Here is a 14,161-nt window from a genome sequence, read left to right on the forward strand (position 1 = left end):
CCCACTGCGTTTCGACGAACGCTTAAGCTTGCAACCCCACGGCGCAATTCCAGCGCCCATTCGGGGCCATGCAACGAGCGCCGTCAACACATTTCAGCCATAAAACCTGCCGACAAATCATCCTTACGGGGATGATTTCGGGTTGGGATCACACGCCCAATGCGCCGATCCGCCCTTAGACGGCGCATCGGCTTGGTCATGGGAGCAGGCTTGTCCAACTGAGCGTGGTTGATGACGACCGGACAGGCCCGCCCGGCCGTTCAGCGCGCAGCACGTCAGGCGTCGTCTGAAGGCCGATGTCTGGCTTCAGGCGCGGCGGCTGGACGTGAGATGATCGAACAGGCTTTGCGCGGCGGGCGTCAACTCGGCGTCGCTGCGGGCGCAGACCGACAACTGGCGTGTCGCCCAGGTCTCCGAAATCCGTGCGAACTCCACCCGCGCTGTTCGCTTCGCCCGGCGCGCTGCGGTTTCCGGCACGATCCCGATGCCGACACCTTCGCCCGCCATACGGCACACGCCTTCAAAATCGCGAACCGCCACGCGCAGCTTGATTCTACCGCCCAGTCGCGCCGCCTGCATCTCGATATGCTTCTGCAGGGCGCCGTCCATCAGTCCGACGAAATGATAGTCCAGCAGATCGGCGAAGCGAAGCAGCCGCTGTCCCGCCAGATCGTGATCGGCCGGAACCACGACCACAAGCCGATCAACGGCGAACGCCCCCAAAGTCAGCCCCTCGGCCCCGCCGGCGTTCGACAGGACGCCGATCTCGGCGAAGCCCGCGAGAATGCTTCGTGCAATGTCGCTGCTCTGCCTTTCCTTGAGTTCGACATCGACCTGGGGATGGGCCGTCATCCACGATGAAAGCCGCGCGGGCAGGAACTCGGAGATGGCCGCCGTATTGGCGAGAATACGCACATTCGCCCGCAACCCTTTCGCATGGCGCCCAAGCTCGCCACGCATCTGGGCCATCTGGTGAAGGATCGTGCGGGCATGATGGGCAAGCGCCTCGCCGGCCTCTGTGAGCGCCACGCCGCGTCCGCCGCGATGGAGCAACACGACTTCGCCCGCAGCCTCCATGGCCCGGAGTCTTTCACTGGCGGCGGGCAGCGAAAGACCGACCTCGACGGCGCCATGGGTGATGCTGCCCGCGTCGACAACTGCGACAAAGAGGCGAAGGTCGGTGAGATCAAAGCGCATGAGGCACGATTAGTCGCCAATGCGACTTCGGCATAGCCGAAGGCGGACATCGGCTCTTCCGCATTGTCCGTGACGGGCGCGGGTATAGTCATCCAAGAATGATTGATCTTTCGATTGCGATGCTCGTCCTCGCCTTCACGACCTTTTTCGCCGCTGGCCTGGTCAAGGGCGTCACCGGCATGGGTCTTCCCACCGTCGCGATGGGCGTGCTCGGCGCGGCCATCTCTCCGCTGGCGGCCGCGAGCCTGCTGATCGTGCCGTCCCTTGTCACCAATGTCTGGCAACTCTTTGCGGGTCCGCACTTCGGCTCGCTGCTGCGTAGGCTCTGGCCCATGATGTCGGCCGTCTTTGTCGGCGCCCTGCTCGGGTCGAGATGGATCTCCAGGGGCGATACGGGGGTGACGACGACAATGCTCGGCGTCCTGCTCATCATCTATTCCGCCTACACGCTCTTTGCGGGACAACTCAGCGTTCCAGGACGCGCCGAGACGTGGCTGTCGCCGCTTGTCGGCGCGATCACGGGCGCCCTTACCGGCGCGACCGGGGTCTTTGTGATACCGGCCGTGCCCTATCTTCAGGCGCTCGGGTTGTCGAAGGACGATCTTGTGCAAGCCCTCGGCCTGTCCTTCACGGTGTCGACGGCGGCTTTGGCGATCGGGCTTGGGGCGCACGGCGCGTTCCAGAACGATTACTTCCAACTGTCGGTGTTCGCCGTGATTCCGTCGCTCGCCGGAATGTGGGCGGGGCGCAGCGTTCGTGACCGGATCAGTCCGGTCGCCTTCCGCCGGGGATTTCTGGTCTGCCTGCTTCTGCTCGGAGGCGAAATGGCGAGCCGGCCCCTGCTGTGATCCGCCTCGCTTCTCGCGCATTCGCCTGTTCGCGTGGCCCATCTCTCGCGACGGCGTCTGCGTCGAGGTCGGTTGAAGACCACCGCTGCTGAACGATCACGTTCGAGCGCAGATCGCCCGGCGGCCGAGGAGACTGCGCCCTCCCCTTCTCCACCCTGGCGTCTCGACTGTGTTGTCTGCTCGATCGAGGCAAGCGCACGTCAGCCGCCCCGCCCCGGCCGCTTGCGCTTCGCTCACCCTGGCAGCCGTCGGCATTGGACGCTGCCAAGCACCGGCGACGCCAAACCCGCATTCCAGTTCCAGGGCGCAGCTCCGCCCTCCCGTCGTCGGCACATCGCTTGTTCATGCAGTTCGAACATGCCCGGAAGGAGCCGTTCGGATGCGCTCGGCGTCGTCTCGAACGTCATAAATCTTCGACCTTCGCCATAGGATGGCCAGGTCACGCCGGCGGCCTGCCCCGGCGCGCCCGAGCGGGCGAACGTGGTCCAGTAGGCGACCATGGCGTCGGAGAGGGCCGTCTCCTGGGCCGTGTCGGGAATCTTGGGCCACAGCGGCGGCGTGCGGTTCAGTCGTCCGAACATGTAGGGCAGTTCGCTGGCGTGGAACCCATGCAGGCCCGCCGCATCGGCCGCCGGATAGCCGTGGTCGAAGTAGTAGAGGAAGGAGGGGCGGCCGAGCGCGGTCTGCGACCGGACAAGTCGTTCCGATGTCCAGCCGTAGAGGGCGTCGCGGGTCGTCGCCAGAATGCTCTCGGCCATGTCGGACGCGGGATAGAGGGCCAGGAAGGCCTCGGCCAGATCGCCGTAACGGTCGCGTATGATCCGTTCGTACTCGGCAGGCCAGGACGGCGTCGGCGGGGCCAGCATCTTCAGCGAGCGGATTTCGCCGCTGTTGAACCCGGCCAGGATCGGGACCGGCGCCTGTTCGCCGTGATCGAAGACATCGACAAGCTGACGCGGCAGAATCTGGCCGTCCACGACGGCGAAGGGCGAGAAGCCCGCGAGCGCGGCGGCGTCGGTCAGGGTCTGGGCGTCCATGGACCGCAACACGCGGGCGCTGGGGGCCTGAAGGGTTCGGGCCAGACGCGCGCCCGCGTCCTCGGCCGACGGCGCGCCATATCGGGCCGTCTTCAGCTCGGGCGTCGAGATCATATAGGCGCTCTGGGCGATGGCCTTGGCGAAGAGGCCGCGCGCGGGCGGTGACGCCATCAGATAGACGACGCTGAGGCCGCCGGCGGATTCACCGGCGATGGTGACGTTCTGCGGGTCGCCGCCAAAGGCCGCGATGTTGCGCCGGACCCACCGCAGGGCCTCGATCTGGTCCATCAGCCCATAGTTGCCGGACAACCCCTCGGGCGATTCCGCGCTGAGCGCCGGATGGGCCAGATAGCCCAGCACGCCGAGCCGATAGTTGATCGACACCACCACCACGCCTTCTGACGCCAGGCGCGCGCCGTCATACAGGGTCTCTCGACTGGACCCTGCGACCAGGGCGCCGCCGTGGATCCAGACGATGACCGGCGCCTTTTGCGCATCGGCCGGCGCCCAGATGTTCAGCGTCAGGCAGTCCTCGTTGGTTCGGCCCAGGTCCGAGGAATAGATCGTCTGCACGCGCGGCGTCGGCTGGACGCAGGCCGGGCCGAAGTCGCTGGCGTCGCGCACGCCGTTCCAGCGCGGCGGGGCGACGGGCGGCCGCCATCGTCCCTGCCCGACCGGCGGCACGGCGTAGGGCACGCCCTTGAAGGCGCGAATTCCGTCCGCCGTGACGCCGGACAGGTCGCCGGCCGGGGATTGCACCACCGCGCGCTCTGGCGGGCTTGCGGCGAGCGGCGATGCGAACGCGCAAGGCGCGTAAAGACCGAGCGCGGCTGCCAGGCCGAGGGCGGCGCGTCGCGCCAGCGTTGCGATCCTGCGGCTCATTGGGAAACCTCCGTGTGGGTGCGGCGGCCCAGCACACGCGCGAGCCAGAGGAACAGGCCGATAGCCAGAAGATAGAAGGGCACCAGCGTATAGAGCGCCATCTGCAACGAATGGTCCGGGTGGCTGGCGCGGAAAAAGTCGCTGGCCGCCCCGACATAGGTGGGCCCCAGGCCCAGGCCGATGAAGTTCATCACCAGCAGCAGAAGGGCGCCCGACATCACGCGCTGATTGGGCCGGACCTCGGCCTGGACCAGGGCGACGGACGACGACAGGTAGAAATAGTTCAGGAAGGTCGGTCCGGTCAGGAAGACCAGGGCCAGGGGCCAGGTCGGCGCCCAGACGAAGGCGCAATAGAAGGGAATGGCCAGGACCAGCGACAGGGCCGGCACGAGCCCGTAGGCGCGCTTTGACCGGCGGGTGAACCGATCGATGGCCCAGCCCGAACAGAAGATGCCCGCGCTCATCCCCACGCCCACGACCAGGGCGTACCAGACGGCCACGTCGGCCAGCGCCATGCCCTTTTCCCGCATCAGGAACAGGGTGGCGAAGTTGCCCAGCCCATAGGTGATGAACTGGGTCGCGCCGCTGCCGAAGGAGGCCAGGAGCAGGGCCGGGCTGGTGAAGAACATCTTCAGCGTCTGCAGGAAACCGGCCTTCTGCTGCACGGCGCCCACGGCCACACCGTCCAGCCCGCCGCGTCGGGGTTCGCGCACCACGAAGACCACCGCGATCGCCGCCACGATCCCGACCGCGCCCACCGCCAGGAAGGCGTCGCGCCAGCTGAAGGCGGCGGCGATCGAGGCGCCGAAAGCGATGCCCAAGGCCGCGCCGATGGGCGGCCCCAGATTATAGAGACCCAGCGCCATCCCGCGCCGATGCGGCGGGAAATAGTCGGCGATGATGGCGTAGGACGGCGGCACGCCGCCCGCCTCGCCGAACCCCACGGTCATGCGCGCCAGGGCCAGCTGGGTATAGGTTCGCGACAGGCCGCACGCCACCGTCGCCGCGCTCCAGATGCCGCAGGCGATGGCCAGCACCCGCACGCGGTTGGTCCGGTCGGCCAGCCATCCGACCGGAATGGCGATGAAGCAGTAGAACATCGCGAAATAGAGCCCGCCGAGCAGGCCCAGCTGACTGTCGGTGATCTGCAGACTGTCCTGAATCGGCTTGGCCAGGATGGACAGCAGCTGCCGGTCCAGGAAGTTCAGCACATAGATGAACCACAGCGCGCCCAAGGCGACCCAGGCCCGGGCGCCGACGCCCTGTCCCGGCGGCGCGGCCGTCATCGGCCCATCGGGAACGATCGCTTCGGGCTGGCTCATAGTCGTTTCCTCGTGATGCGGACCTGATGGCCCGTCTATTTTTCGGGGTGGGTCAGCGCCTGGTAGACGAAGGTGCGCGCCCGGTTTCGGAACTCGCTGCTGACGGGGTCCGCCATGCGCTGGATCATGCCGACGAAGACGATGTCGTTCTCCGGGTCGATCCAGAACCAGGTCCCGCCGCCGCCGCCCCAGCTCAGCGTGCCGCGCCCCTCGACCATGCCGATCCGGCGCGGATCCAGGGCCACGGCGAAATCCAGGCCGAATCCGAAGGCGGGATTGAAGGGCAGCAGCCGCAGCGGATTGGAGACGGCCAGAACCGCATCCGGCACGACGTTGGTCGACATCAGGGCGACGGACACGGGCGACAGCACGCGCACCCCGTCCAGTTCGCCGCCGTTCAGGATCATCTGGCAGAAGCGGGCGTAGTCCGCGGCGGTGGACACCAGCCCCCCGCCCCCGCCCTCGAACCGTGGAGCCCGGGTGAAGTCGTTGATCGGCATGTCGAAGGCTTCGGTCGCAGGCTTCAGCCCCCCTGCCCCGTCGTCGCAGTACATGGCCGCCAGCCGATGCGCATTGTCCGGCCGCGTCTGGAACCCGGTGTCCGCCATGCCAAGCGGGCCGAAGATGCGGTTCTGCAGAAAACCGCCGAAACTCTGGCCCGACAGCCGCTGGACGATCAGCCCCTGCAGGTCGGCGGCGATGGAATAGAACCACTCGGTCCCCGGCTGGAACATCAGGGGCAGGTCGGCGACGCGCTGGACCATCTGCTCCAGACTGTCGGCGCGCAGTACGCCCGCCTCGCGATAGGCGCGCTCCACCGGGTGGATGTCGAACAGTCCGTAGCCGAAGCCCGCCGTATGGCTGAGCAGTTCGCGCATGGTGGGCGGGCGGTGGACGGGCGTCGTCTGGATCGCGCCGCTGGCGTCGCGCCCGGCGAAGACCTTCAGATCGGCCAGTTCGGGCAGGAAGCGCGTCACCGGATCGTCCAGGCTCCAGCGCCCCTCCTCGAACAGGATCATCAAGGCCACGCCCGCGACCGGCTTGGTCATGGAGTAGATGCGAAAGACGGCGTCGCGCCCCAACGGCGCCTCAGCTGTCAGATCGGCCTTGCCATGGGTGTCGAAGGCCACGATCTGGCCGTGCCGCATCAACAGGGTGGCGGCGCCCGCCACATGACCTGCCTCGACCATTCCGGCCGTATAGGCGTCCAGACGCCCCAGCCGTTCGGGATCGAAGCCGACCGCCTCCGGGCTGGAGGCGAAGGCCAGGCCGCCTGCGTCAGCCATGCCCCGGTCCTTCTCTCGCGTCCGCCCGGCTGCGGCAGATGCCGATGAAGCCGTGCGCCATGAACTCGGCCATGCGCGCCTTGACCGCCTCGAAGTCGTCGGATCGGCACAGGCCGTCCGACAGCCGGTCGATCCGCCCGGTGCGCGCCAGGGTCAGGGTCAGGGCGCCCGAAACGAAATGATAGCCCCAGAAGACGTCCTCGTCCGATGCGTCGGGCATGGCCTTCTTGAGCAGGCCGATCAGGCGAAGCACCACCGGGTCGTACAGCCGGTCCATGATCTCGGCGCCCCAGGCCGGCGTGTTGTTGATCTGGGCGCTGAGCGAACCGAAGTTGCGCCACCCCTCCCCGCCGGTCGAATAGGTGTCCAGGTCGGTGTCCAGGAACGCCCGCAGCGCGCCCTCCACCGTCGGCCTGCCGTCCACCGACCGTTCATAGGCGTCCAGCGCCTCCATGCGGCGGCCGCTGGTCACCGGCGCCCGGCGCGCCAGAACCTTGTCGAACACGTCCTGCTTGTCGGTGAAATAGTAGTGGACCAGCGACTTATGGACCCCGACCTTGTCGGCGATGTCCTTGATGGTGACGGCGGAAAACCCGTTCTGCGAAAACAGGGCCTCGGCCGCGTCCAGCAGTTGCTCCAGGGTTTCGGCGCGTTGCTCGGCCTTGCTGCGCGGCTTGCGGGGCGACTTGGACATGACCAGAACCTCAAGACGGTCCGGCGCGGTCCCTGGACGACGCACCGGCTCCATGACGGAAACGTCGCCCATCCTATGCGCCTCCGTAGATGGCGCGAAGCTGCGTCTTGTCGATCTTTCCGGTCGCGGCCAGGGGCATGGCCTCGACCCGCACGATCCGGTCGGGGATCCACCAATCGGCCACCCGCCCCTTCAGACTGGCCGTCAGCGCATGGTCGTCCAGCGCCTCGCCCTGCGCCGGTTCGACCACCATCAGGGGGCGCTCGCCCCATTTGCCGTCCACCCGGCCGATCACCGCCACCAGACCCACCGCCGGCAGGGCGCCGACGATGTCCTCGATCTCGACCGGGTTGATCCACTCACCGCCCGACTTGATCAGGTCCTTGGACCGTCCCGCCAGGATCAGATTGCCCTCGTCGTCCAGACTGGCCAGATCGCCGGTGTCGAACCAGCCCTGGGCGTCCACGGCATCGGCGGCCGCCCCGAAATAGCGGCGCGTGACGCTGTCGCCCCGCACCTTCAGCCGCCCGACCCTGTTGCGCTGCTCCGCCAGCGGCGCGCCCTCCTCGTCGGTCAACAGCAGGTCCAGCCCCATCGCCGGCCGCCCCGATCCATGCGGCCCGCCGATATCGGCTACGGGCGGCGAGATGGCGCCCAGCGGCGACAGTTCGGTCATGCCCCAGCTGGTCTGAACCACCACGCCCAGCCGGCTCTCCATCCGCCGCAGCAGAGCGTCGGGACAGCTGGAGCCGCCGATGATGATCCGTTTCAGGCTCGGGGTTTCGTCGCCGACCGCATCCAGATGATCAAGCAGACCCAGCCATACCGTCGGCACCCCCACGGCGACGGTCGCTTCGTGTTGCTGGATCAGCCGCGCCAGGGACGCCCCATCCGTCGCCCTGCCCGGCAGGATCAGCCCCGCCCCCACCGCCGGCGCGGCGAACGGCAGGCCCCAGGCGTTGGCGTGGAACATCGGCACGGCCACCAGCACCCGGTCGCGCGCCGTCAGCGCCATGGCGTCCGCCTGAAGCGCGCGCAAGGTATGTAGATAGTTGGAACGGTGGGTGTATCCGACGCCCTTGGGCGCACCCGTCGTGCCCGAGGTGAAGCACAGGCCCGCCAGCGTGCGCTCGTCGAACGCGCCCCATGTGACTGTCCGGCCGCGCTCGACCAACAGCGTCTCCAGCGCATCGACGGGCAGACCGCCTTCACCCTCTTCCGTATCGCCATCCAGCAGGATCAGCCGTTCCAGCGACGGGCACGCCGCCGCCAGATCCCACGCCAGGTCGGACAGACCCGCGCCGACCGCCAGCACCCGGTCGCCGACCTCGGTGATCATGGCGGCCAGATGCGCGACGGTCAGGCGCGGATTGAGGGTGTGGCACGTCAGGCCCACGCCCATGGCTCCGTACCAGACCTCCAGATGATGCTGGGTGTTCCAGGCCAGGGTCGCGATCCGATCGCCGGGCCTAAGGCCCAGGTCCAGCAGCGCGCCCGAAAGGCGGTTGGCGCGCCGACGCAGGTCGGCATAGCCGATCACCGCGTCCCCCGCCCCGCCAGCCGTCACGACCGTCTTGCGCCCATGCCATTTCGCGCCGTGATCCAGAAAACGATCCACGGTCAGGGCGTAGTCTTGCATGGGTTGGAAGGCGGCAGGCGGCATACGCGACGGGATTCCGAGAGGTCAGGCAGGGCGGCGGGACGACGACGTGCGCCGCCCGCCTCGGCGCAGGGATCAGAAGGTGCGGGTCAGGTTGATCCCGTACTGCCGGGGCGGCCCGGCGTAGCGGAGCCCGGAGTTGATGGCGGCGATACAGGTCTCGTCCGTGGCGTTCAGCGCATAGACCGCCCACGTCCAGGGGCCGGTGTTCAGCCGAACCGAGGCGTTGACGATATCGCGCGCGCCCAGCCGGTCGCCCAGCGCCGCATTGTTGAAGATCGTGGTCCAGCTTTCGCCGATATGGGCGTAGTCCACTCGCGGCGTCAGCGTCATGTTCGACCCCAGCGGGAAGGCGTATTCGATCCCCGCGTTGAAGGTGAACTCCGGCGCATAGCTCTTGGTGTTGCCCGCGATGTTGACGCAGTTGGCGCTGGCCGGCCCCGTCGACGGATCGCACAGGCCCGTGCGTCCCAGGCGCGGATCGGCCCCGAAGAAGTCGCCCATTTCCGAGTTGGACACCGATCCGGCGACGTCGAACGACAGCGGGCCGAACCGTCCTTGAGCAGAGGCTTCCAGCCCCATGATCTTGGTGTCGCCCTGGACGTTCTGGATACGGCTGATCTGGGGATACTGCGGGTCGCCGATGTTGACCTGGTAGTCCTGATAGACGGTGTAATAGGCGCCGATCTGGCTGCGCAACCGGCCGTCCAGCATCGTCGACTTCCACCCCAGCTCGTAATCGACCAGGTCTTCGGCGCCGAAGGTCTGGGCCGGACGGTACAGGTTCGGCGCGTTCAGACCGCCCATCTTGTGGCCCGTCGCCACGAAGCCATAAACGAAGTTGGCGTCGTCCAGCTTCCAGTTCAGCGTGACCTTGCCGGTCACCTTGTCGTCCTTGACCTTGTCGTCCTGGAACAGAACGATCCCGAACTGCGGATAGGTCGTATAGACGTCGTCGTTGGTCGATACGGAATGGGCGTAGCGCGCGCCCACCTGCAACTGCAGCCGGTCGGTGATGTCATAGCTGACCTGACCGAAGACGGCGGCGGTTTCCTTGGGCGTGTCGCCCCACAGATAGATGTCCAGGACGTTTTCCGGGAAACCGATCCGGTATTCGGCGGTGGGGAAGGCCTTGGCCGGGAAACGGGCCATATCGTACTGATAATAGAGGCCCAGCAGCCATGTCAGGCGCTGCTGATCCGGCGAGATCAGGTTGAACTCTTGCGACCAGACCTCCTCGTCCAGCTGATCGACGAAAGTGTTGTTCAACGCCGATGTGCCGTCCAGATCGGTGGCGAAGCGCGAGCGGCCAGCCTGATAGCCGGTGATCGACTTCAACGTCATGCCGCTGTCGAACACATAGCTGACGTTCAGCGACGAGCGCACGAACTCGTCATGCGCCTCGTTCGGACCGTTCGAGGTGATGTGGAACGGATCGTTGGTCGCTAGCGCCGGATCGGCCGGATAGCCGCCAAGATCGATGTTGTTGTAATCGGTCTTCCACAACACCTTCAGCGCGTCGGTCGGCTGCCACAACAGGCTGGCGCGCACGCTGTTGGAATCCACCACGCCGGGATGCCCGCGATAGGGTCCGGCGATGGTGTAGAAGCTGTCGCGCGTCTCGTGATTGAAGGCCAGGCGCGCCGCCAGGGTCTCGGTGAGCGGCAGGTTGATCGCGCCTTGCAGCTTGATGTCGTTATAGTTTCCGGCCTGGCCGAAGACATAGCCGTTGATGCCCGAGAAGTCGGGATTGCGCGCGGTGATGAAGACGGCGCCGCCGGTCGCATTGGCCCCCGCAAAGGTGCCCTGCGGCCCCCGCAGCAGCTCCAGGCTGCCGATGTCGTAATAGGGTTCGGTCTGGAAATAGGCCGGAAACGCCGCCACGCCGTCGCGATAGGTGATGACGCCCACGCCTACGGCGGTCGTCGCCTCGGACTTGCCGATGCCGCGCACATTGAAGAAATTGCCCTGGCCGAAGTTCTGGACCGTGGTGGAGGGCGCCGCGAACTGCAGTTGATCCAGGGACAGCACGCCCTTGGCGGCCAGGTCTTCCCCGCTCAGCACCGTGGCGGCGACGGCCGTCGTCTGAAGATTGCTGGTGCGGCGTTCGGCGGTGACGACCACGTCGCCCAGGACGGCGGCCTGATCCTTGTCCGCCTTGGTTTCAGCAGGGTCGGCCTCTTGGGCCTGCGCCGCTCCGTTCCACAGCAGCGCGACGGCGGACGCCGTAATCCAGAGCCTGCGGCCCATGATCGATCCTTCCCGATGTTTCCTCGGCGCTCTTCGTCGCCATGCCCCGACGTTCACACCGATCGCGCGGCTTGTCAACTTCACTAGTCGGCGGGTGAATATTGACCTTTCGCCCAATGCCGGGTCAGGATGCGATCAACATCGGCGCTCGTCCGGTGATCGTCTCTGGAGGAAGACCATGACTATCGACCTGAGCGGCGGCACGGCCATCGTCACCGGCGCCGGCGGCGGCCTGGGTCGCAGCCACGCCCTGGCCCTGGCCCGCTACGGCGCCAAGGTGGTGGTCAACGATCTGTCGCCGGATGGCGCTCACGCCGTGGTCGAGGAGATCATTCGGCTTGGCGGCGAGGCCCTGCCCCACGTTTGCAGCGTGACCGATCGCACCGCCGTCCAGTCGATGATCGCCTCGACCGTCGATCACTGGGGCGCGGTCGATATTCTGGTGAACAACGCCGGCATCCTGCGCGACAAGACCTTCGCCAAGATGGACCTGGACGACTTCGCCGCCGTCGTCGACGTCCACCTGATGGGATCGGTCAACGTCACCAAGGCGGCGTGGCCCCACATGCGCGAGCGGAACTACGGCCGGGTGATCTTCACCACCTCGTCTTCAGGTCTGTACGGCAACTTCGGCCAGGCCAACTACGGGGCGGCCAAGATGGCGCTGGTCGGGCTGATGCAGACCCTGGCGCTGGAGGGCGAGCGTCACGGCATCCGCGTCAACTGCCTGGCGCCCAGCGCCGCGACCCAGATGACCGAAAACCTCTATTCGGCCGAGGACCTCAAGGGCCTGTCGTCCGACCTGGTCAGCCCGGGCGTAGTCGCGCTGGCCGCCGCCGACGCCCCCACACGCATGATCCTTCTGGCCGGCGCCGGCGCCTTCGAACAGGCCAATATCACCATGACCCGCGGCGTGCACATCGGCGCAGCCCCCGACGCCGCCGAACGGATCCAGGCCTCCTGGCCCCGCATCACCGACCGCACCGACGAACACGTCCCCGCCTCTGGCGCCGTGCAATACAATCATGAGGTCAATCACCCTGACCGCACGGTTTGACACACGAGGTCGCACCCCGTGCGCCAAAGGCGAGAACGGCTTGATCGACGCCAGACTCCTATCCGACAAGCGCCAGAGATCGCCAATCAACGCCCCCTGATCCCAACCTGGAATTCAGAGCGCCGCCGATCGTGCGAGCAAATCAGCAGGTCCTTACCCCGGGGGGACAACGTCTAGCGGGCTCTTATTGCTCAGGCCCTCGCTCCCCGTCAGCCGGACGGCATGAACTCGCGGCGGACGGTTCGAACCCTTCGCGCCCACCGTCGTGCGTTCGTCGTCATCGCGGTGTCGTGGTTCCACGGTAGCGCTCCGGCTCATGTGTGCGAGATCATGCCTCTAACCTCCTCGATCGACGACATCGCCGCCTCATTGTCGCGGTTCGTCGGCCGGCGACTGAGCGACCGTGCGCTGCGTGAAGACATGGTGCAGGAGACCCTTGCACGCCTGCTGGCCTACAGCCGTCTTCACGAGGTCAAGGACGCCGCCGCTCTCGCGCGGCGGATCGCCATGAACCTGATCACCGACCATTTCCGCGACCGGATACGACACCCCACGGACAACCTGTCAGAGGAAGTGCCTACGTCCGCCGCGAACGCCGAGGAGATCGTCATGCACCGCGAGCGCGTACGGGCCTTCGGACAGGTGCTGGAAACCATGCCGCCGCTGCGTCGGGAGGTCTTCACCCGATTGCGTCTGCACGGCGAGACGCCGAGGGAAATCTCCGCCGCGCTGAACCTGAGCGAGGCGGCCGTGGAGAAACACCTGACCCGCGCGCTGGAACAGCTTCATCGCGAAGTCGGCAGAGCCGAACGACCGCGCCCTGCCTCGAGGTCGGCCTCGGCCATGGAAGGAGGGACGCGGTGAACCGCTTCTTCTCTTACTGGACGACGCGCCGCGCAGCGCATCGGCGGGCGGCGCGCCAAGTTCTGCTCGACGGCCTCCCGAGCGCAGGCGCGCCGGCCCCGGATCCCTCGCTGGTCGAGGCCATGCGACAGACGTTCGACGACCCGGCGCTGTCGGAGGCCTTGCGGGGGGCCGCGCCCTACGCTGTTCGCAGGACCGTCCGAACGAAGCGGGCGGGTCGGACCGCAAGGTTGATGCGGCCCGTGGTTTGGGCGCCGACGGCCTTGGCCCTGGTGCTGGGTGGCGTTCTGGCCGGTCCCCATCTCGCCGATCTCGTCGCCGTGGCCACCGCGACGGAGACGGCCTACGACACGTCGCGCGGCCAGACCCGGCGGCTTGTGCTTGAAGACGGCTCCCATGTGCTGATGACAGGCGACACCCATCTGAAAGTGAGGATGGCCGGGCGAAAACGAGAAGTGTCGCTGACCGGCGGCGAGGCCATGTTCGACGTGGCGCACGATCCCTCCCGCGTCTTCGAGGTCCGTACGGACCAAGGCCAGGTTCGCGTTCTCGGCACGCGGTTCACGATGAGCCTGACCAATGGACGACTGGACGTGGACGTCTATCGCGGTCGCGTCGCGGTCTCGACCGACGCCGGGGCGCGCAGAGAAGTGGGCGTGGGGCAGCGAGCCTCGGCGCGGGACGGCCATGTCAGGGCCGGGGCGGTGTTCGCGCCGGACGAAACCGTCTGGAGCGACGGGTGGATCGAGACCGACGCCATCACCCTGGCAGAGTTGGTCCAGCGCCTGTCGCGGCGTTCGACGCGGCCCATAATCATTCAGGACGAGAAGCTGAAAAGCCTTGAGGCGGCGGGGCGTTTCCGTCTCGACGACGCCGAGGGGCAGTTGCGGAACCTCGCCGTGGTGCATGGTTTCCAGGTGAGGTCCGGCCCGGACTCGATCGTCGTTTCAGCCGCGAAATCCTGATCAGGACGAGGATGAATCTTAGCGAGTCCGCCATGCGACGGTTGCGAAAGATTTGCAAAAATCCCTGTCCGGTATTCGGCCTGCCTGCGTCCTAGCCTT

General features: G+C 67.0%; 11 protein-coding genes. 4 read left to right on the forward strand and 7 right to left on the reverse strand.

What is annotated here, in order from left to right:
• Positions 1-306 precede the first annotated feature (306 nt).
• Positions 307-1,197, reverse strand: coding sequence for a LysR family transcriptional regulator (locus B3Z70_RS00140; RefSeq protein WP_409410520.1), 891 nt, complete (start codon positions 1,195-1,197; stop codon positions 307-309).
• A 98-nt stretch (positions 1,198-1,295) separates the two neighbouring features.
• Between B3Z70_RS00140 and B3Z70_RS00150 the strand changes: the two genes are divergently transcribed.
• Positions 1,296-2,045 (forward strand): sulfite exporter TauE/SafE family protein, encoded by a 750-nt coding sequence (locus B3Z70_RS00150; RefSeq protein WP_292019506.1) that lies wholly within the window; start codon positions 1,296-1,298, stop codon positions 2,043-2,045.
• Positions 2,046-2,278: 233 nt separating this feature from the next.
• Here the strand turns inward: B3Z70_RS00150 and B3Z70_RS00155 are convergent, their stop codons facing one another.
• The 6 genes from B3Z70_RS00155 to B3Z70_RS00180 all read right to left on the reverse strand — a co-directional run bounded on the left by B3Z70_RS00155 (position 2,279) and on the right by B3Z70_RS00180 (position 11,176).
• Positions 2,279-3,844 (reverse strand): carboxylesterase/lipase family protein, encoded by a 1,566-nt coding sequence (locus B3Z70_RS00155; RefSeq protein WP_312082937.1) that lies wholly within the window; start codon positions 3,842-3,844, stop codon positions 2,279-2,281.
• Positions 3,845-3,960: 116 nt separating this feature from the next.
• Complete coding sequence (locus B3Z70_RS00160) at positions 3,961-5,250, reverse strand: spinster family MFS transporter (protein ID WP_292019513.1); 1,290 nt, start codon at positions 5,248-5,250, stop codon at positions 3,961-3,963.
• A gap of 71 nt (positions 5,251-5,321) precedes the next feature.
• Entirely contained in the window at positions 5,322-6,572 is a 1,251-nt protein-coding gene (locus tag B3Z70_RS00165) for a serine hydrolase domain-containing protein (protein WP_292044335.1), read from the reverse strand.
• Positions 6,565-7,266 (reverse strand): TetR/AcrR family transcriptional regulator, encoded by a 702-nt coding sequence (locus tag B3Z70_RS00170; protein ID WP_292019511.1) that lies wholly within the window; start codon positions 7,264-7,266, stop codon positions 6,565-6,567. Before B3Z70_RS00170 ends, B3Z70_RS00165 begins: the two co-directional genes overlap by 8 nt.
• A gap of 73 nt (positions 7,267-7,339) precedes the next feature.
• Positions 7,340-8,929: an AMP-binding protein gene (locus tag B3Z70_RS00175; protein ID WP_292019499.1), complete on the reverse strand. Its 1,590-nt coding sequence runs from the start codon at positions 8,927-8,929 to the stop codon at positions 7,340-7,342.
• 72 nt (positions 8,930-9,001) lie between these two features.
• Positions 9,002-11,176: a TonB-dependent receptor gene (locus B3Z70_RS00180; protein WP_292019497.1), complete on the reverse strand. Its 2,175-nt coding sequence runs from the start codon at positions 11,174-11,176 to the stop codon at positions 9,002-9,004.
• Between the two features lie 178 nt (positions 11,177-11,354).
• Here B3Z70_RS00180 and B3Z70_RS00185 point away from each other — a divergent pair, with 178 nt between their 5' ends.
• The 3 genes from B3Z70_RS00185 (at position 11,355) to B3Z70_RS00195 (ending at position 14,062) form a co-directional block, all read left to right on the forward strand.
• Positions 11,355-12,233 carry an SDR family NAD(P)-dependent oxidoreductase gene (locus B3Z70_RS00185; protein ID WP_292019495.1) on the forward strand — a complete coding sequence of 293 codons (879 nt, stop codon included), beginning with the start codon at positions 11,355-11,357 and terminating at the stop codon, positions 12,231-12,233.
• Between the two features lie 330 nt (positions 12,234-12,563).
• Entirely contained in the window at positions 12,564-13,097 is a 534-nt protein-coding gene (locus tag B3Z70_RS00190; RefSeq protein ID WP_292019493.1) for an RNA polymerase sigma factor, read from the forward strand.
• 233 nt (positions 13,098-13,330) lie between these two features.
• Entirely contained in the window at positions 13,331-14,062 is a 732-nt protein-coding gene (locus B3Z70_RS00195; RefSeq protein ID WP_292019491.1) for a FecR family protein, read from the forward strand.
• The last annotated feature ends 99 nt before the right edge of the window (positions 14,063-14,161 follow it).

This window comes from Brevundimonas sp. UBA6550, from assembly GCF_002434505.1.
GTDB lineage: Bacteria > Pseudomonadota > Alphaproteobacteria > Caulobacterales > Caulobacteraceae > Brevundimonas.